The 17,548-nt window shown below is 68.2% G+C and carries 19 protein-coding genes; 9 read left to right on the top strand and 10 right to left on the bottom strand.

Annotated elements, in window-relative coordinates; translation table 11 throughout:
* The 3 genes from ilvC to GTO19_RS10380 form a co-directional block, all read right to left on the bottom strand.
* On the bottom strand, window positions 1–1,017 hold the full coding sequence (gene ilvC / locus GTO19_RS10390) for a ketol-acid reductoisomerase (RefSeq protein ID WP_291021589.1): 1,017 nt from the start codon (window positions 1,015–1,017) through the stop codon (window positions 1–3).
* A 28-nt stretch (window positions 1,018–1,045) separates the two neighbouring features.
* Window positions 1,046–1,537, bottom strand: a complete 492-nt coding sequence (gene ilvN / locus GTO19_RS10385) for an acetolactate synthase small subunit (protein WP_009518995.1) — start codon at window positions 1,535–1,537, stop codon at window positions 1,046–1,048.
* 111 nt (window positions 1,538–1,648) lie between these two features.
* Entirely contained in the window at window positions 1,649–3,430 is a 1,782-nt protein-coding gene (locus GTO19_RS10380) for an acetolactate synthase 3 catalytic subunit (RefSeq protein ID WP_291021588.1), read from the bottom strand.
* A gap of 242 nt (window positions 3,431–3,672) precedes the next feature.
* Between GTO19_RS10380 and GTO19_RS10375 the strand changes: the two genes are divergently transcribed.
* From GTO19_RS10375 to GTO19_RS10365, 3 genes are read left to right on the top strand one after another with little or no spacing between them, the layout of a single operon-like run.
* Window positions 3,673–4,230 carry an RDD family protein gene (locus tag GTO19_RS10375; RefSeq protein ID WP_291021587.1) on the top strand — a complete coding sequence of 186 codons (558 nt, stop codon included), beginning with the start codon at window positions 3,673–3,675 and terminating at the stop codon, window positions 4,228–4,230.
* Window positions 4,227–4,622 (top strand): diacylglycerol kinase, encoded by a 396-nt coding sequence (locus GTO19_RS10370; protein WP_291021586.1) that lies wholly within the window; start codon window positions 4,227–4,229, stop codon window positions 4,620–4,622. The genes GTO19_RS10375 and GTO19_RS10370 overlap by 4 nt, the downstream gene beginning before the upstream one ends.
* Window positions 4,619–5,206: a TIGR00730 family Rossman fold protein gene (locus GTO19_RS10365; RefSeq protein WP_291021585.1), complete on the top strand. Its 588-nt coding sequence runs from the start codon at window positions 4,619–4,621 to the stop codon at window positions 5,204–5,206. The genes GTO19_RS10370 and GTO19_RS10365 overlap by 4 nt, the downstream gene beginning before the upstream one ends.
* Before the next feature lie 12 nt (window positions 5,207–5,218).
* On the opposite strand, the gene GTO19_RS10360 is transcribed toward GTO19_RS10365, so the two are convergent.
* The 3 genes from GTO19_RS10360 to GTO19_RS10350 all read right to left on the bottom strand — a co-directional run bounded on the left by GTO19_RS10360 (window position 5,219) and on the right by GTO19_RS10350 (window position 7,203).
* On the bottom strand, window positions 5,219–5,557 hold the full coding sequence (locus GTO19_RS10360; protein ID WP_291021584.1) for a P-II family nitrogen regulator: 339 nt from the start codon (window positions 5,555–5,557) through the stop codon (window positions 5,219–5,221).
* A gap of 87 nt (window positions 5,558–5,644) precedes the next feature.
* Complete coding sequence (locus GTO19_RS10355) at window positions 5,645–6,616, bottom strand: hypothetical protein (protein ID WP_291021583.1); 972 nt, start codon at window positions 6,614–6,616, stop codon at window positions 5,645–5,647.
* Window positions 6,616–7,203 (bottom strand): phage tail protein, encoded by a 588-nt coding sequence (locus GTO19_RS10350; protein WP_291021582.1) that lies wholly within the window; start codon window positions 7,201–7,203, stop codon window positions 6,616–6,618. The genes GTO19_RS10355 and GTO19_RS10350 overlap by 1 nt, the downstream gene beginning before the upstream one ends.
* A gap of 164 nt (window positions 7,204–7,367) precedes the next feature.
* Here GTO19_RS10350 and GTO19_RS10345 point away from each other — a divergent pair, with 164 nt between their 5' ends.
* The gene (locus GTO19_RS10345) at window positions 7,368–8,390 is read left to right on the top strand and encodes an asparaginase (RefSeq protein ID WP_291021581.1); all 1,023 of its coding nucleotides are present in this window, start codon (window positions 7,368–7,370) and stop codon (window positions 8,388–8,390) included.
* 4 nt (window positions 8,391–8,394) lie between these two features.
* On the opposite strand, the gene GTO19_RS10340 is transcribed toward GTO19_RS10345, so the two are convergent.
* Window positions 8,395–10,080, bottom strand: a complete 1,686-nt coding sequence (locus GTO19_RS10340) for an NAD+ synthase (protein ID WP_291021580.1) — start codon at window positions 10,078–10,080, stop codon at window positions 8,395–8,397.
* A 29-nt stretch (window positions 10,081–10,109) separates the two neighbouring features.
* Between GTO19_RS10340 and GTO19_RS10335 the strand changes: the two genes are divergently transcribed.
* Genes GTO19_RS10335 through GTO19_RS10325 form a run of 3 tightly spaced genes read left to right on the top strand, consistent with a single transcriptional unit; the run spans window position 10,110 to window position 12,086 of the window.
* Window positions 10,110–11,267 carry a GNAT family N-acetyltransferase gene (locus GTO19_RS10335; protein WP_291021579.1) on the top strand — a complete coding sequence of 386 codons (1,158 nt, stop codon included), beginning with the start codon at window positions 10,110–10,112 and terminating at the stop codon, window positions 11,265–11,267.
* 28 nt (window positions 11,268–11,295) lie between these two features.
* A complete protein-coding gene (locus GTO19_RS10330) occupies window positions 11,296–11,643 on the top strand; it encodes a hypothetical protein (protein WP_291021578.1) in 348 nt (115 codons plus the stop codon).
* Window positions 11,637–12,086 carry a polymer-forming cytoskeletal protein gene (locus tag GTO19_RS10325; RefSeq protein ID WP_291021577.1) on the top strand — a complete coding sequence of 150 codons (450 nt, stop codon included), beginning with the start codon at window positions 11,637–11,639 and terminating at the stop codon, window positions 12,084–12,086. Before GTO19_RS10330 ends, GTO19_RS10325 begins: the two co-directional genes overlap by 7 nt.
* 16 nt (window positions 12,087–12,102) lie before the next feature.
* Here GTO19_RS10325 and ppa read toward each other — a convergent pair whose 3' ends face one another.
* The gene (ppa, locus tag GTO19_RS10320) at window positions 12,103–12,645 is read right to left on the bottom strand and encodes an inorganic diphosphatase (protein WP_291021576.1); all 543 of its coding nucleotides are present in this window, start codon (window positions 12,643–12,645) and stop codon (window positions 12,103–12,105) included.
* Between the two features lie 288 nt (window positions 12,646–12,933).
* Between ppa and GTO19_RS10315 the strand changes: the two genes are divergently transcribed.
* The gene (locus GTO19_RS10315) at window positions 12,934–14,994 is read left to right on the top strand and encodes a sodium-translocating pyrophosphatase (RefSeq protein ID WP_291021575.1); all 2,061 of its coding nucleotides are present in this window, start codon (window positions 12,934–12,936) and stop codon (window positions 14,992–14,994) included.
* 126 nt (window positions 14,995–15,120) lie between these two features.
* Here the strand turns inward: GTO19_RS10315 and GTO19_RS10310 are convergent, their stop codons facing one another.
* Complete coding sequence (locus GTO19_RS10310) at window positions 15,121–15,711, bottom strand: TetR/AcrR family transcriptional regulator (protein ID WP_291021574.1); 591 nt, start codon at window positions 15,709–15,711, stop codon at window positions 15,121–15,123.
* 84 nt (window positions 15,712–15,795) lie between these two features.
* A complete protein-coding gene (locus tag GTO19_RS10305; RefSeq protein WP_291021573.1) occupies window positions 15,796–16,200 on the bottom strand; it encodes a response regulator in 405 nt (134 codons plus the stop codon).
* 414 nt (window positions 16,201–16,614) lie between these two features.
* On the opposite strand from GTO19_RS10305, the gene GTO19_RS10300 reads away from it, so the two are divergent.
* Complete coding sequence (locus GTO19_RS10300; RefSeq protein ID WP_291021572.1) at window positions 16,615–17,517, top strand: LysR substrate-binding domain-containing protein; 903 nt, start codon at window positions 16,615–16,617, stop codon at window positions 17,515–17,517.
* Window positions 17,518–17,548: the final 31 nt, after the last annotated feature.

Genomic DNA, 17,548 nt, shown 5'->3' with positions numbered 1-17,548 from the left:
TCAGTTGCGGCTCTGATCCACCAGCTTGTTCTTGGCGATCCAGGGCATCATGGCGCGAAGCTGCGCGCCCACCACCTCGATGCTGTGCTCGGCGGTGTTGCGCCGACGCGCGGTCATGCTCGGGTAGCCCGTGCGGCCTTCCAGGATGAACATCTTGGCGTAGTCGCCGTTCTGGATGCGCTTCAAGGCATTGCGCATGGCCACGCGCGACTGCTCGTTGATCACCTCGGGGCCCGTCACGTACTCGCCGAACTCCGCGTTGTTGGAGATCGAGTAGTTCATGTTGGCGATGCCGCCTTCGTAGATCAGGTCCACGATGAGCTTGAGCTCGTGCAGGCACTCGAAGTAGGCCATCTCGGGCGCGTAGCCCGCTTCCACCAGCGTCTCGTAGCCCATCTTGATGAGCTCGACCGCGCCACCGCACAGCACGGCCTGTTCGCCGAAGAGGTCGGTCTCGGTCTCTTCCTTGAAGTTGGTCTCGATGATGCCGGCCTTGCCGCCGCCGTTGGCCATGGCGTAGCTCAGGGCCAGGTCGCGCGCCTTGCCGCTCTTGTCCTGGTGCACGGCCACCAGGTGGGGCACGCCGCCGCCTTGGGCGTAGGTGCTGCGCACGGTGTGGCCCGGGGCCTTGGGGGCGACCATCCACACGTCCAGGTCGGCGCGCGGCACCACCTGGTTGTAGTGCACGTTGAAGCCGTGCGCGAAGGCCAGCGAAGCGCCCTGCTTGATGTGGGGCTCGACGTTGTTGCGGTAGACCTCGGCGATCTGCTCGTCGGGCAGCAGGATCATCACCACGTCGGCCGATTTCACGGCCTCGTTGACTTCCAGCACGTTCAGGCCGGCCTTGCCGACCTTGTCCCAGGAGGCGCCGCCCTTGCGAAGACCCACCACCACCTTCACGCCGCTGTCGTTGAGGTTCTGCGCGTGCGCGTGGCCCTGGCTGCCGTAGCCGATGATCGCGACCGTCTTGCCCTTGATGAGGGACAGGTCGCAGTCCTTGTCGTAGAAAACTTTCATGCTTGCTCCGTTGGAATGGAAGGGGTGATCAGACGCGCAGGATTCTCTCGCCACGGCCGATGCCACTGGCACCGGTGCGCACCGTCTCCAGGATCGCGCCGCGGTCGATGGCTTCCAGGAAGGCGTCGTTCTTGCCCTGGTCGCCGGTGAGTTCGATGGTGTAGCTCTTGTCGGTCACGTCGATGATGCGGCCACGGAAGATGTCGGCCATGCGCTTCATCTCCTCGCGCTCTTTGCCCACCGCGCGCACCTTCACCATCATGAGCTCGCGCTCGGTGTAGGCGCCTTCGGTGAGGTCGACGACCTTGACCACCTCGATGAGGCGGTTCAGGTGCTTGGTGATCTGCTCGATGACGTCATCCGACCCCGTGGTCTGGATCGTCATGCGCGACAGGCTCGGGTCCTCGGTCGGCGCGACGGTGAGCGATTCGATGTTGTAGCCACGGGCCGAGAACAGGCCCACCACGCGGGAGAGTGCGCCGGGCTCGTTCTCGAGCAGCACGGCAATGATGTGCTTCATGTGCAGCTTCCTCTTTTCGCCGCCCTCCCCCGTGCACGGTAATGCACGGGCTCGACGGTCAATAGATTCAACCAGGGGATGGGACCGCCTCGCGGCGGACCCGGCGGACGTTTACAGGTCTTCCGAACCCAGCAGCATCTCGGTGATGCCCTTGCCGGCCTGAACCATGGGAAACACGTTCTCGGTCGGGTCGGTGCGGAAGTCCATGAAGACCGTGCGGTCCTTGAGCTTGCGCGCCTCGCGCAAGGCCGGCTCCACGTCCTCGGGGCGCTCGATCAGCAGGCCCACGTGGCCATAGGCCTCGGCCAGTTTCACGAAGTCGGGCAGCGCGTCCATGTAGCTGTGGCTGTAGCGGCCGGAGTATTCGATCTCCTGCCACTGGCGAACCATGCCCAGGTAACGGTTGTTGAGCGAGACCACCTTGATCGGGGTGTTGTACTGCAGGCAGGTGGACAGCTCCTGGATGCACATCTGCACAGAGCCTTCGCCGGTGATGCAGAACACCTCCGCATCGGGCTTGGCCAGCTTGATGCCCATGGCATAGGGAATGCCCACGCCCATGGTGCCCAGTCCACCCGAGTTGATCCAGCGGCGCGGCTCATCGAAGCGGTAGAACTGCGCAGCCCACATCTGGTGCTGCCCGACATCGGAGGTGATGTAGGTCTCCGTGTCCTTGGTCATGTTCCACAGCGTCTCGATGACCTTCTGTGGCTTGATCACCTGCCCGTTGCTGCGGTCGTATTTGAGGCAATCGCGCGCACGCCAGCCCTCGATCGTCTTCCACCACTCCGCCAGAGCGTGCTCATCGGCGCGCTGCGGCGTCTCGCGCACCATGTTGATCAGCTCGGTGAGCACATCCTTCACGTCGCCGACGATGGGCACGTCGACCTTGACCCGCTTGGAGATGCTCGACGGGTCGATGTCGATGTGAATGATCTTGCGTTCGTTCTGCGCGAAGTGCTTGGGGTTGCCGATCACGCGGTCGTCGAAGCGCGCGCCCACGGCCAGCAGCACGTCGCAGTTCTGCATGGCGTTGTTGGCCTCGATGGTGCCGTGCATGCCCAGCATGCCGAGGAACTTGCGGTCCGACGCGGGGTACGCGCCCAGGCCCATGAGCGTGTTCGTCACCGGGTAGCCGAGCGTGTCGACCAGGGTGCGCAGCTCCTGCGTGGCGTTGCCCAGCAGCACGCCGCCACCGGTGTAGATGTAGGGGCGCTTGGCATTGAGCAGCAGCTGCAGCGCCTTGCGGATCTGGCCGCCGTGGCCTTTGCGCACCGGGTTGTACGAACGCATGGGCACGGCTTCGGGATACCCGGTCCAGGCGGTCTTGTTGAAGGACACGTCCTTCGGGATGTCCACCACCACCGGCCCGGGCCGCCCCGAGCGCGCGATGTGGAAAGCCTTCTTCATCACCTCGGCCATCTGGCGCACGTCCTTCACCAGAAAGTTGTGCTTGACGATGGGGCGCGTGATACCGACGGTGTCACATTCCTGAAAGGCGTCCAGGCCGATGGCGGGCGTGGGCACCTGACCGGTGATGATCACCATGGGAATGCTGTCCATGTACGCGGTGGCGATGCCGGTGACCGCGTTGGTGACGCCAGGGCCCGAGGTGACGAGCGCCACACCCACATCGCCCGTGGCGCGCGCGTAACCATCGGCGGCGTGCACCGCGGCCTGCTCGTGGCGCACCAGCACGTGCTGGATGCTTTCCTGCTTGTAGAACGCGTCGTAGATGTGCAGCACGGCGCCGCCGGGGTAACCCCAGACGTACTTGACGCCTTCGGCCTGCAGGGCCTTGACGAGGATTTCCGCGCCGCGGAGTTCTTGGGGGGCCTCGCCGGCTGTGGATGCGGCGGCGGCCGAGGCCAGTTCGGCCTTGGTGATGTCCATGATCAACCTTTCGAGAATTTCTCTGACGAAAAACCTTGGGTGCCCCTTGGCCCACCCTTGTGGGGCGGCTTCGGGACTTGAGACCAGTGGCCATGAGCGGAACGAATACCCGCCGGACCCTGATCCGTTTGCCTTGTGATGACGGAAGCCAGCGATTATGGCACCGCAGCAAAGAGGCGCTCGCGGCTTTTCGTCGGCCTTGACCGGAATGCGACAATCCCGGCCTTCCCGTCTCAGCCGATATGACCTCCGACGCCCCAGCCGCCGGCGCCGCCGCCCGCCCCGATCTCACCGCCCCCTCGCTGCGCCGGCGCATGGCCTGCTGGCTGTACGAAGGCATGCTCATGTTCGGCGTGGTGTTCATCGCCGGCTACCTGTTCTCCGCCCTCACGCAGCAGCGCCACGCGCTGGAGGGTCGCCACGCCCTGCAGGCCTTCCTGTTCGTGGTGTTCGGCATCTACTTCACCTGGTTCTGGCACAAGGGCCAGACCCTGGCGCAGAAGACCTGGCACATCCGCGTGGTAGACACGGCGGGCCAGCCGATCGGCCAGGCACGGGCCCTGGTGCGCTACGTGCTCTCGTGGCTGTGGCTGCTGCCGCCCCTGGCCCTGAGCTGGGCGCTGGGCGCCCAGGGGGGTGAAACCGCCGTACTGCTGATCGGCTGGGTGCTGGTCTACGCGCTGCTCTCGCGCCTGCACGCGCAGCGCCAGTTCGTGCACGACGCGCTGGCCGGCACCCGGCTGGTGCACCACGCGCCACCGCCCCAACCGAAAAAACCCCGCAAGCCGCGCCAGCCGTGAACACCCCCGAAGTGAACCCACAGAAACACCGACGCGGCCTCAGCCGCGTGTGGCACGCGCTGTTCTACTCGCTCGCCGGCCTGCGCGCCGGCTGGGGCGAGCCCGCCTTCCGCCAGGAGGCCCTCGCCGCGCTCGTGCTGGTGCCGCTGGCGTTCTGGGTGGGGCGGGGCTGGGTCGAGGTGGCGTTGCTCATCGGCACTGTGGTGCTGGTGATGGTGGTGGAACTTCTCAACACCGGCATCGAGACCGCCATCGACCGCATCGGCCCCGAATGGCACGCGCTGTCCAAGCGCGCCAAAGACATGGGCAGCGCCGCCGTGCTCCTGAGCCTGCTGCTGTGCGGCGGCACCTGGCTGGCGGCGCTGTGGGTGCACGCCAAGGATCTGCTGTGAACGAACCCGGTTTTTCTCTCTGCGTCTACTGCGGATCGCGCCCAGGCGCGAGCCCCGCCTTCATGGAGGCCGCCCGGCAGGTGGGCGAGTGGATCGGCGGCCACGGCGGCCAGCTGGTCTATGGCGGCGGCCGCAACGGACTGATGGGCGTGGTGGCCGACAGCACGCTCAAGGCCGGTGGCCGGGTGGTGGGCATCATCCCCAAGGCACTGGTGGAAAAGGAATGGGCCCACAACGGCTGCACCGAGCTTCACGTGGTGGACACCATGCACGAGCGCAAACGCCTCATGGCCGAGCACGCACACGCCTTTCTGGCCCTGCCCGGCGGCATCGGCACCTTCGAGGAGTTCTTCGAGGTCTGGACCTGGCGCCAACTGGGCTACCACGACAAACCCGTCGGCCTGCTCAACGTCGGGGGCTACTACGACGGCCTCACGGCCTTTCTGCGTACCGCCGTGCAGGCGCAGTTCATGGGCGACTGGCAGATGGAGCTGATCCGCGTGGACGCCGACATCGAGCGCCTGCTGCCGGCGCTGATTCAGGCCGCGGGCACCGCGCCGCAGCCCAGGCTCGACGAGATCTGAGCGCGCTCGCGTTCAGACTGCCGTTTCGTCTTCTTCGCCAGTGCGGATCCGCACCACGCGCTCGACCGAGGTGACGAAAATCTTGCCGTCACCGATCTTGCCGGTGCGCGCGGCGCGAACGATGGCCTCAACGCAGCGATCCACGTCGTCGTCCTTCACGACCACCTCGACCTTCACCTTGGGCAGGAAGTCGACCACGTACTCGGCGCCGCGGTAGAGCTCGGTGTGGCCCTTCTGCCGGCCGAAGCCCTTCACCTCCGTCACCGTCAGGCCGGTCACGCCTTGTTCGGCCAGCGCTTCGCGCACCTCTTCGAGCTTGAACGGCTTGATGACGGCGGTGATCTGTTTCATGAGCGGTGACCCTTGTTGATGACGTAGCGTGCCGAAAAATGTATCACGCCAACGTCATCGAAGCGTCCCTCGGACGCCGACGCCCGCTCACTGACAGGTGAATGCAATCCCCCAGGAGCCGGGCGTGGCCATATTGGTGATCGCCTCATTGCCCACCAGTCGGACCTCGATGGCATCGCCAGCACCGAAAGCCACCGCCCTGTCGCCGGTATCGCAATGGCGCGTCGCGCCATCGATCACGCAGCTCAATGCGGTGTCGGTGGTGGCGCCCAAGGCGAGGTCCGGCCCTGGCGTGTGCTGCACCGTGAAGGTGTAGACCCCGCTGGCGGAGGGCTGCCCCAAGGTCACGGCCCGCAGGCGCGCCACGGAGCACGCGCGCGGCAGCAGCACCGGGTTGCGCGCGTTGGCGTTGGGCCCCTGAGGCCAGAGGTAATAAGCGCCATTGCCGAACGTGCTGTTGGATGCAATGCTCCATTGGAGATCGACGCTGGCGGGGCCGGGCGGGCCGGCAGGCCCCTGAGGGCCCGGCGCCCCATCCTGGCCATCCTGGCCATTCGAGCCGGCCGGCCCCGGGAGGCCCACCAGCGACAGACCCACAGGCGGCCAGACGCCCGCCGCCTTGGGACCGTACAGAATGGATGCGCCGAGGTCCAGGTAGTAATCGCCGTCGCGCCCGGCGTCCGAGGGCGGAGCGCCGGTGCCGGCAAGGATGCGAGAACCATCGAGGCCATTCGAGCCATCCTGGCCGTCTTGCCCGTCTTGTCCGTCCTGCCCATCGGCGCCCGGCGCGCCGCCAAGGGCGCGGGGCGGCCGTGGCCATTGGCCTTGCGCGCGTGGTCCGTAGAGCAGCATGGCCTGCGCGTCCAGGTAGAACTGCCCGTCGCTGCCCATCGCGTCATCGGGCTCGCCCGTGCCGCTCAGGACAACGGCCTGCGATGGGTCCTCCACCACGCGCTCGACCACCCGGACGTCGTCGCCACCGCCGCAGGCAACCACGGCCCCGGCTGTCGCCAACAAGACCGCCAGCCAGCGGCCAGTCATCAGCACCGCCTTGCGCATCAGGACCTCGGGGGGTACACACCCACCAGCGCGATGATGTAGTTGAGGCCCAGCGCGGGGTTGCGGATGTTCAGGGGCTGACCCGCCCCCGTGGGCGACACGGTGACCTGCCCTTGCACAGGCAGGGGTGCGAGGCCGGCGTTGGCCTCAGCCGCCGGCGCGAATGCCGGCAGGGCCGCACCACCCTCGCCCACCGGGTTGGCGGGCACGGCACCGGTGGGGTCGGTCACGGAAGCGCCACCGCTGTACGCCACGGGGCGCACGCCACCGCTGGTGAAACTTGCGGCGTGGGTGTGCGCGGGCAGGTTGTTCTGAAGCACCGTGGCGTTTTCGTCCCCCAGGTATTGGGCCAGCTCGACCGGGCGAAAACCCGGACCCGTGCCAGCGCCGATGGCGGCGCGCCCACGCAGATCGGGCAAGGCAAACGTGGTGTGGCCATCGCCTCCGTAGGCCGCGCCGATCAGAGCAAACAGGGCCGCGTTCTGGCTGACGGACAGCAGCCTGCCATCGCACAGCGCCCAACCGACGGGGGCATAGGAAAACGCGACAAGGCTGATTTCACCGATGAAGGGATCGGACGCGGACAAGAGACTCTCCGTGGGGTTGAAAAGAAGCGGATCGCAGTCTAGGAATGCGAGCGGTCTTCACGCGCATCGACACCCCGCCCATCACGCAAACATCAGAGTCATCCGCACGCCGGGTGCGGCGTGCCATACTGGCCGCCCTTCGCGCGCTCTGTTTCCTACCGCTCATGAGCCTCCACTGGCCCCGACACGTGCCCATCGCCGTGAGCGTGCGCGCCGGTCACCCCGAGAACGTGCACCACGGCTCCTTCGCGGTGGTGGACCGCACGGGCCAGGTGCTCGCGACGGCGGGCGATGTGGACACGCCGGTGTTCACGCGCTCCTCGCTCAAGCCTTTCCAGGCCCTGCCCCTGGTCGCCCGCGCAGCCGATCGGCTGGCTCTGGACGATGCGGACCTTGCCCTGCTGTGCGCCAGCCACAACGGTGAGCCCGAACACGTGAGCCGGGCTGCCGCCCTGCTCGCGCGCATCGGCGCCGACGAATCCGCCCTGGCCTGCGGCGCGCACGAGCCCTACCTGTTTCGATTCAACGGCCTGACGCCACCACCCGGCGAGCGTTACGGCCCGCTGCACCACAACTGCTCGGGCAAGCACGCGGGCATGCTGCTGCTGGCCGACGCGCTCGGCGCGCCGCTGCAGGGCTACCTCGCCCCCGACCACCCGGTGCAGCGCGAGATCGCGCGCTGCGTGAGCCACTGGGCCGGCGTGCCCGAGGCCTCACTGGTGCGCGGCATCGACGGCTGCAGCGCGCCGAACTACGCCCTGCCGCTGCGCGCGCTGGCACACGCGTTCGCCCGCCTCACCGTCTCGGAGGCCGATCCGGTCTATGGTTTGGCGCCTCACCGCATCGCGCGGGCGATGAGCCAGCACCCCCACCTGGTCAGCGGCCGGGGCCGCAACGACCTGCACCTGATGCGCGCGGGCCGGGGCGACTGGGTCAGCAAGGTGGGCGCCGACGGCGTGCAGGCGATGGCCAGTTTCAGCCGCGGCATCGCGATCGCAGCCAAGTGCGGCGACGGCCAACTCGCACCGCTGATGGTGGCCCTGGTGGCGGCGCTGGAGCAGCTCGGCTGGACCGACGAGGGCATCGACCGCGACGAACTCGCCCGGCTGCTGCCCCCACCGATGAAGAACGCCGCCGGCGTGGAGGTCGGCGACATGCGCGCCGTGCTACACCTCTCGGCGGCTTGAGCCGCTACGCGCGGTATTTGCTCGTGATCGGGTAGCGCCAGTCCTTGCCGAAGCTGCGGTGTGTCACGCGGATGCCCACCGGCGCCTGGCGGCGCTTGTACTCGTTGATGCGGATCAGGCGCACCACCTTCTCGACGTCGGCGCGCGCGAAGCCCTCGGCGATGAGGGTCTCGGGGCTCTGGTCGTTCTCCATGTAGCGCTCGATGATGGCATCGAGCACGGCGTATGCGGGGAGGCTGTCCTGGTCGGTCTGGTCGGGGCGCAGCTCCGCGCTGGGCGGGCGCGTGATGATGCGCTCGGGGATGGGCTCGGCACCGGTGCCGTAGGGGTCGTGCGCGTTGCGCCAGCGCGCGAGCTTGAACACCGTGGTCTTGGGCACGTCCTTGATGACGGCGAAGCCGCCCGCCATGTCGCCGTAGAGCGTGCAGTAGCCGGTGGCCATCTCGCTCTTGTTGCCCGTGGTGAGCACGATGCTGCCGAACTTGTTGGACAGCGCCATGAGCAGCGTGCCGCGGATGCGCGCCTGCAGGTTTTCCTCGGTGGTGTCTTCGGCGCGTCCTTCGAACAGCGGCGCGAGCGAGGCCTTGAAGGCCTCGAACTCGGGCGCGATGGCCATCTCGTCGTAGCGCACGCCCAGTCGCGCGGCCATGTCGCGCGCGTCGATCCAGGAAATGTCGGCCGTGTAGGGAGAGGGCATCATCACCGCCCGCACGCGGTCCTTGCCCAGGGCGTCGACCGCAATGGCCAGCACCAGGGCCGAGTCGATGCCGCCCGACAGGCCGAGGATGGCCCCCGGGAAGCCGTTCTTGCCGATGTAGTCGCGCACGCCCAGCACCAGCGCGTGCCACAGGTCGGCCTCGGCGCTGTGCTCGCGGTCGATCGATGCCTCGATGCGCCAGGCGCCGCCCGCGCGTTCGAAGCGCGCATCGAATTCGGCCTCTTCGAAGCTGCGCGCCCGCCCCACCAGCTCGCCCGCCGAATCGAGCACGAAGCTGCGGCCTTCGAAGACGATCTCGTCCTGCCCGCCCACCAGGTGCGCGTACACCAGCGGCAGGCCGGTGGCGCGAACGCGCTCGCGCATGGTGGCTTCGCGTTCACCCCCCTTGCCGGCGTGAAAGGGCGAGGCGTTGATCACCGCGAGCACTTCGGCGCCGGCGGCGCGCGCATCGGCGGCCGGCGCGTCGAACCAGGCGTCCTCGCAGATGAGCAGGCCCACGCGCACCGGCTGGCCCTCGGCACCGGGCACGTCGAACACGCAGGCACCCTGGCCAGGCACGAAGTAGCGGCGCTCGTCGAACACCTGGTAGTTGGGCAGTTCGCGCTTGGCGTAAGTGGCGATCACGCGGCCTTCGCACAGCACGCTGGCCGCGTTGTGCAACGAGGCGACGGCCACGCTGCGCCCACGCGCGCCCTTGCCCGTGCGCGCCGGATGACCCACCACGATGTGAAGGCCTTTGAGGTGCGCGGTGGAGGCCGCCACCGACTTGAGGGCATCATCGCAGGCGTCGATGAACGCGGGCCTGAGGTACAGGTCCTCGGCGGCGTAGCCGCAGATCGCGAGTTCGGGCGTGAGCAACAGCCTCACGCCGCGCGAGTGGGCGGCGGTGGCGGCCTCGACGATGCGGCGGGCATTGCCCGCCATGTCGCCCACCACGAAGTCGAGCTGGGCAACCGATACGGAAAACGACATGGGATCTGGTGCGAAAACTGAGGCCGGGCGTGGCTGAAAACGATTATGTCACCCGGGTTCTGAGCGGCTGGGGCGCAGTGGACCCCGCGCAGTGGGCCGAGCTGCTGGCCCTGGAGGACGACGCCAGTCCCTTCATGCGGCACGATTACCTGCGGGCCATGAGCGAGACCGGCTGCGCCGCGCCCGACACCGGCTGGGGGCTGCGCATCCTCACGCTGTGGCGTGGCCGGCAACTGGAGGCCGCGTGCGCGGTCTACCTCAAGTCGCACTCCTACGGCGAATACGTCTTCGACTGGGCCTGGGCCAATGCCTATGCGCAGCACGGCCTGCCCTACTATCCCAAGGCCCTGGTGGCCGTGCCCTTCACGCCCGTGCCGGGTGCACGCTTGCTGGCCCGCGACGACGCGGCCCGCGCCGCGCTGGTGGACGCCCTGGTGAGCTGGTGCGAAGACCAGCGCCTGTCCTCCCTGCACCTGCTGTTCGTTCAAGCGCGCGACGTGGCCGCCTGCGCCGAGGCCGGGCTCATGCTGCGTCACACAGTCCAGTTCCACTGGGAGAACAGGCACTGGCCCGACTTCGACGCCTTCCTCGCCAGCCTGCAGCAGGAAAAGCGCAAGAAGATCCGCCAGGAGCGCCGCAAGGTGGCCGAGGCCGGCGTGGTGTTCCGCCACGCCGAGGGCCGCGCCATCACGAAGGCCGACTGGGACTTCTTCTACCGCTGCTACGAGCGCACCTACCTGGAACACGGCAACCCGCCCTACCTCAGCCGGGACTTCTTCGCCCGCCTGGCCGAGACCATGCCCGAGCACTGGCTGCTCTTCATCGCCGAGCACGGCGGCCGCCCCATCGCCAGCAGCCTCATCGCCATCGACCCCGAACGCCGCGTGGCCTACGGCCGCTACTGGGGCGCGCTGCAGCGCGTGGACTGTCTGCACTTCGAGGCCTGTTACTACCAGCCGCTGCAGTGGTGCATCGCTCACGGCTACCAGCGCTTCGAGGGCGGCGCCCAGGGGGAACACAAGATGGCGCGTGCCCTGCTCCCCGTGAAGACCACGAGCGCCCACTGGCTGGCCCACCCCGCCTTCGCCGAGGCGGTGGACCGCTTCCTCGAACGAGAGGGCGAAGGCGTGGCGCAGTACCTGGAGCACCTCGCCGCGAGAAACCCGCTCAAGGCCGAGCCGTCCTGATCAAACCCTTTCGCTACACTCGACCGCCATGGACGAGCAGGACGCGTTCTTCACCCACGGCATCGTGGGCGCCCCGTTCTCGGTGCTGCTCGGGCGGCGCATGGGCGCGGACGGCCTGAAGGCCCAGGGCCTGCAGCTCGATCCCGACGACGGCACCACCCGCCTGAGCCCGGCCTGGCAGCCCTGGGCACTCGAGCGCCTGGGCGAACAGCGGCCGGGCACGCCGCGCCGCCGCCCCAAGCCCTTGCGCCGCTGGCTGGAGCGCCACGCGCTGGCCATCGCCGCGCTGGGAATGGCTGCCCTGGCCACCGGCCTGGCCTTGACCGCCCATGCCGAGGGCTGGCTGGCCGCACTGATGCAGAGGCTTCCATGGTGAGCAAGGCCGCCCAGGACACCCTCACCATCGACCCCGTGGCCATGGACATCGTCAACCGCGTGGCCGCCGGCTGCGACCTCAGCGGCGACCTCAACTTCGAAGGCGGCCTGCTCGTGCAAGGCCAGCTCGAAGGGCACATCCGCGTCGACGGCCGCCTCATCATCTGGAGCGGCGCCAGCGTGCGCGGACGCATCCGGGTGATGGGCGACCTCTACCTCTTCGGCCAGCTTGGCTCACCCAACGGCGGCCCGCACGACACCAGCCTGGAGTGCGAGGGCATGGTCTACGTGAGCAAGTCCGGCGTCTCCACCGGCACCCTGTTCGCGCGGCGGCTGCAGATGTACGAAGGGGCCCAACTCAAGGGCCCCTTCCATACCTTGCAGGTCAATGACCGCCTGCCGGTGCTGCGCGACGTGCTGGTGCAGCCGCCGGACGCGGCCTGAAGCGATCCGCCTCGTTTCAGGCCTTCTTCTGCGACTTCTCGTAGTTGGCGATCCCGTCCAGGATCTCCTTGTGCGCGGCGGCCTTGTCGGCCCAGCCCAGCACCTTGACCCACTTGCCTTGCTCCAGGTCCTTGTAGTGCTCGAAGAAGTGCTGGATGGTCTTCAGGCGCATCGGGTTCAGGTCTTCGGGCTTCTGCCACTGGGTGTAGATCGACAGGATCTTGTCCACCGGCACGGCCAGCAGCTTGGCGTCCTCGCCGGCCTCGTCTTCCATGCGCAGCATGCCCAGGGCCCGGCAGGTCACCACCACGCCGGGGTGCAGCGGCACGGGCGTGATCACCAGCACGTCCACCGGGTCGCCATCGCCCGAGATGGTCTTGGGGATGTAGCCGTAGTTCGTCGGGTAGTGCATGGACGTGCTCATGAAGCGGTCCACGAAGATGGCGCCGGTTTCCTTGTCGACCTCGTACTTGATCGGGTCGGCGTTCATCGGGATTTCGATGATGACGTTGAACGCGTCGGGAACCTTGCTGCCAGGGGTGACGTTGTCGAGGGACATGGATTGCTCGGGGGGAGTTGAGGGAAAAGGGGTCACGGAGCGTCACGGGCTTGACACGCGCCAGGCCTGGGCGCAATGCCCTGCTCCGTATTTACCCTGATTTTACCGACGCCAGCCTGACAGCCCCGATGGCAAACGCGAGGAATCTGGCTACATTGCACCGGTTGGCCAATCGCCTGCGCCATGCTGCAAGTTCCGCAGCAGAGACGGCAGCGAGGAAGCAACGCAGCGGGGGCATCCCCGGAGGCGTTGCCCCCTCCAAGTCGAACTCATTGGCAGGAGAACTTCATGGTTGGTCAAAGTGCGCTGATCTTCGCGCTCGTCTGTGGCCTGATTGCCGTGGTCTACGGCTTCTGGTCGCGCAGCTGGATCCTCTCGCAGGACGCCGGCAACCCCCGCATGCAGGAAATCGCCGGCGCCATTCAAACCGGCGCCGCCGCGTACCTGGCGCGGCAGTACAAGACCATCGGCATGGTGGGCATCGTGCTCGCGGTGCTCATCGGCATCTTCCTCGACGGGCCCACCGCCATCGGCTTCGTGCTCGGCGCGGTGCTCTCGGGCGCCTGCGGCTTCATCGGCATGAACATCTCGGTGCGCGCCAACGTGCGCACCGCACAGGCCGCCACCAGGGGCATCGGCCCCGCGCTCGACGTCGCGTTCCGCGGAGGCGCCATCACCGGCATGCTGGTGGTGGGCCTGGGCCTGCTGGGCGTCACGGGCTTCTTCTGGTTCCTGGTGGGCAATGGCCAGTTGAACCCGGCGTCCAACCTGGCCGCCATGCTCAACCCGCTCATCGGCCTGGCCTTCGGCGCCTCGCTCATTTCCATCTTCGCGCGCCTGGGCGGCGGCATCTTCACCAAGGGCGCCGACGTGGGCGCCGACCTGGTGGGCAAGGTGGAGGCCGGCATCCCCGAGGACGACCCGCGCAACCCGGCCGTGATCGCCGACAACGTGGGCGACAACGTGGGCGACTGCGCCGGCATGGCGGCCGACCTGTTCGAGACCTACGCGGTCACGCTCATCGCCACCATGGTGCTGGGCGCGCTGATGGTGGCCGCCGCGCCGCTGCAGGCCGTGCTGTACCCGCTGGTGCTGGGCGGCGTGTCCATCATCGCGTCCATCATCGGCTGCTTCTTCGTCAAGGCCCGGCCCGACATGAAGAACGTGATGCCCGCGCTCTACCGGGGCCTGGCCATCGCGGGCGTGCTCTCGCTGATCGCCTTCTGGTTCGTCACCGCCTGGGTGATGCCCGACAACGCCATCACGCAGACCGGCAGCCAGATGCGCCTGTTCGGCGCCTGCACCGTGGGCCTGGTGCTCACCGGGGTGCTGGTGTGGGTCACCGAGTTCTACACGGGCACGCAGTACAGCCCGGTCAAGCACATCGCGCAGGCCTCCACCACCGGCCACGGCACCAACATCATCGCGGGCCTGGGCGTGTCCATGCGCTCCACGGCCTGGCCGGTGCTGTTCGTGTGCGCAGCCATCATCGCCTCGTACATGCTCGCGGGTCTGTACGGCATTGCTGTCGCGGCCACCTCCATGCTGAGCATGGCCGGCATCGTGGTGGCGATCGACGCCTACGGCCCCATCACCGACAACGCCGGCGGCATCGCCGAGATGGCCGAGCTGCCCAGCAGCGTGCGCGACATCACCGACCCGCTGGACGCCGTCGGCAACACCACCAAGGCCGTCACCAAGGGCTACGCCATCGGCTCGGCCGGCCTGGCCGCGCTGGTGCTGTTCGCCGACTACACGCACAAGCTGGAGACCTACGGCGCCAAGGTCAGCTTCGACCTGAGCGACCCGATGGTCATCATCGGCCTCTTCATCGGCGGCATGATCCCCTACCTGTTCGGCGCCATGGCCATGGAGGCGGTGGGCCGCGCGGCCGGCTCGGTGGTGGTGGAGGTGCGCCGCCAGTTCAAGGAGATCGCCGGCATCATGGAAGGCACGGCCAAGCCCGAGTACGGCAAGGCGGTGGACATGCTCACCACGGCCGCCATCAAGGAAATGATCATCCCCAGCCTGCTGCCGGTGATCGTGCCCATCCTGGTCGGCGTGTTCCTCGGGCCCAAGGCCCTGGGCGGCCTGCTGATGGGCACCATCGTCACCGGCCTGTTCGTCGCCATCTCCATGACCACGGGCGGCGGCGCCTGGGACAACGCCAAGAAGTACATCGAGGACGGCCACCACGGCGGCAAGGGCTCCGAGGCGCACAAGGCCGCCGTCACCGGCGACACCGTGGGCGACCCCTACAAGGACACGGCCGGCCCGGCGGTCAACCCGCTGATCAAGATCATCAACATCGTGGCTCTGTTGATCGTGCCGCTGCTGCCGCTGGCGTAGCAGGACACTCCCCCGCCGCGCTGCGCGCGACCCCCTCAAGGGGGCGGCATCAGCGGCCCGGCAAAGCCGGTTCCGCGATGCCTCTGGACAAGAAAAGCCCGCCACGCGGGCTTTTCTACTTCGTGCTCAGGCCTGCGCCAATCGGCGGACGATCTCGCTCGCTGCCGGCGTGAGCAAGGTGAGCCGCGCCTGCTCGCCGCGCTCGATGGCATCGAGCACGAGTTCGGTGATCGCGCCCACCGCCGCCAGGGCCATGGCCTCGCTCAGGGCGTGCGCGGCGTCGCGGTCGCGATTGACGGTGTCGCGCATGAAGTCGGCCAGGGTGCGCATCACTTCGCGGCGCACGGCAGCGCCCGCCGCGCCCAGGTGGTGGATCTCCACGAACAGCGTGCGCAGCAGTTGCGGGCCGCCCGCCAAATGCGCGAAGTAGGCGTGCAAGGCCGCCTCCAGCTGTGCCTGCCAGGGCCGTTCGGGCTGCACCGAGTCGCGCAGCGTGCGCAGGGCCGAGGCACTGGCCTGCCGGTAGAGCGTGAGGAAGCAGGCGTCCTTGTCGCTGAAGTGCTCGTAGAAGGTGCGCTTGGACACGCCGGCCTCGCGCACCACGTCGGACACGGAGGTGGCGGCCAGGCCCTTCTCGGCGGCGACGACGGCCAGGGCCTGCAGCAGGCGGGTGTGGTGCGGTTCGGTGGCGGCGGCCGTGGTGTCCTGGCGGGGCATCGCGCGATCTTAGGCGCTGGGCGCGCCACTGGCCCGCGCGCGCGCCGCCTTCGACCGCCCCTTTGTGGCCCTTGTGCCGACGCCTCAGCCCGCGCAGGCCTTGTCGCGCGCGCGCCCCATCACGCGCTCCAGCGCCTCGCGCGTGAGCGGCTTGATCAGGTAATCCTCGATGAGGGGCAAGGCCTCGGCGGTCTGGCGGTCGTCGCGCCAGGTGGACGAGGTGAGCACGCTCACGAACACCGAGCGGTCCTCGCCCACCAGCGCCTCGAGCTGGCGTGCGCAGTCGAAGCCGCTCATGCCAGGCAGGTTGATGTCCAGCAGCACCAGGGTGGGCGCACCTGCTTTGTCCTGGCGCAGGAATTGCATGAAATCCTCGGCCGACTCGAAGGCCCGGATCTCGCCCGCGAAGCCCGTCTTGCGGATGGTGATCTCGTGGAACAGGTTGTCGTTCTCGCTGTCGTCGACGAGCAGGATGCGTTCGGTATTCATGGCGGACGGGCCAGGGGTGGGCCCGGGAAAAGCGTGACCCTCCGGCCCTTGTGGAGCCAGGACGGACTGAACGGAACGGAAAACGAAAAAACCCGTGGGGCGCGCCGGTCGGGCGCGCTCGCGCGGTGTGGACGCCCAGGGGCGGCGATGTGGCGGTAGGCGTTCGCCCGACCCGGGTACCGCACCCAAAGGGTGCAAGCCGGAACTGGTGGCCTGGGGCAGGCCAGCGGGAAGGTCCCGCAAGGGTGCGAGAACACGCACCCTGGCGAACGAGTGCGCGGAATTTTGCACGAATGTGACCAAAAGAACTAGGGTAAACCCTTAGTTCTCTGCCGGGGAAGCCGGATTTCCGTCCGTCGGCAGGCGGATGGGGGCCTGCCTATGATGCGGCGCACCCCCACCCGCCCGCCCCCCATGAAAGTCGACGTCGCCAAGCTCAAGCTGTTCATCGAGGTGCTCGACGCCGGCTCCATCACGGCCGGCGCGGGGCGCTGCCACCTGTCGGTGGCGGCCGCCAGCAGCCGGCTGCAGGAACTGGAGTCGGCGCTGGGCGTGCGCCTGTTCGAACGCCACGCCGCAGGCGTTCGGCCCACGGACGCCGGCATCGAACTCGCGCGGCACGCGCGTTCGGTGCTGGTGGAACTGGACCGCTTGCAGCGCGAGATGGCGCCATTCGCGCGGGGCGGGCGCGGCCGTGTCAGCCTGCTGGCCACCACCGCCGCGCTCTCGGGCTACCTGCCCGAGCCGCTGTCGCGCTTTCTCAGCGAGCACCCCGAGATCGACGTCGACCTCCAGGAGATGTGGACGGGCGAGATCCTCGAGGCCCTGCACCGCCGCAAGGCCGACCTGGGGGTGATGTCCAACAACATGGACACCAGCGGGCTGCACACCGTGCCGCTGGCCGAGGACCAGCTCGTGGTCGTGGGCACGGCGCACCGCCTGGCCGCGCTCGGCGAGGCGCCGCGCTTCGACGAGTGCCTCGAACACCCCATGGTGGGCCTGCCGCCGGAAAGCGCGCTCTACACCTACCTGCAAGTCAAGGCCACCGACCTCGGCAAGGTCATTCGCTACCGCGTGAGCCTGCGCACCTTCGAGGGTGTGCTCAAGATGGTGGCGCTCGACATCGGTCTGTCCATCGTCTCCAGCCTGGCCACGCAGGATCTGGTGCGCCAGTACCCCGGCCTGCAATGGCGCCCCTTGCACGACCCCTGGGCCAGACGCCGGCTGATCCTGTGCACGCACCACGCGCACGACACGGCACCGGCCCCCGTGAAGGCGCTGATGGGCTTTCTGCGCACGCAATCGTCCCTTTCCTGAGTCCCGCGGTCTTCGGCTTCTTCGAACGCCC

The sequence above is a fragment of the Hydrogenophaga sp. genome, assembly GCF_011772445.1.
Lineage (GTDB): Bacteria > Pseudomonadota > Gammaproteobacteria > Burkholderiales > Burkholderiaceae_C > Hydrogenophaga.
This window is presented reverse-complemented; position numbering and strand designations above follow the sequence as displayed.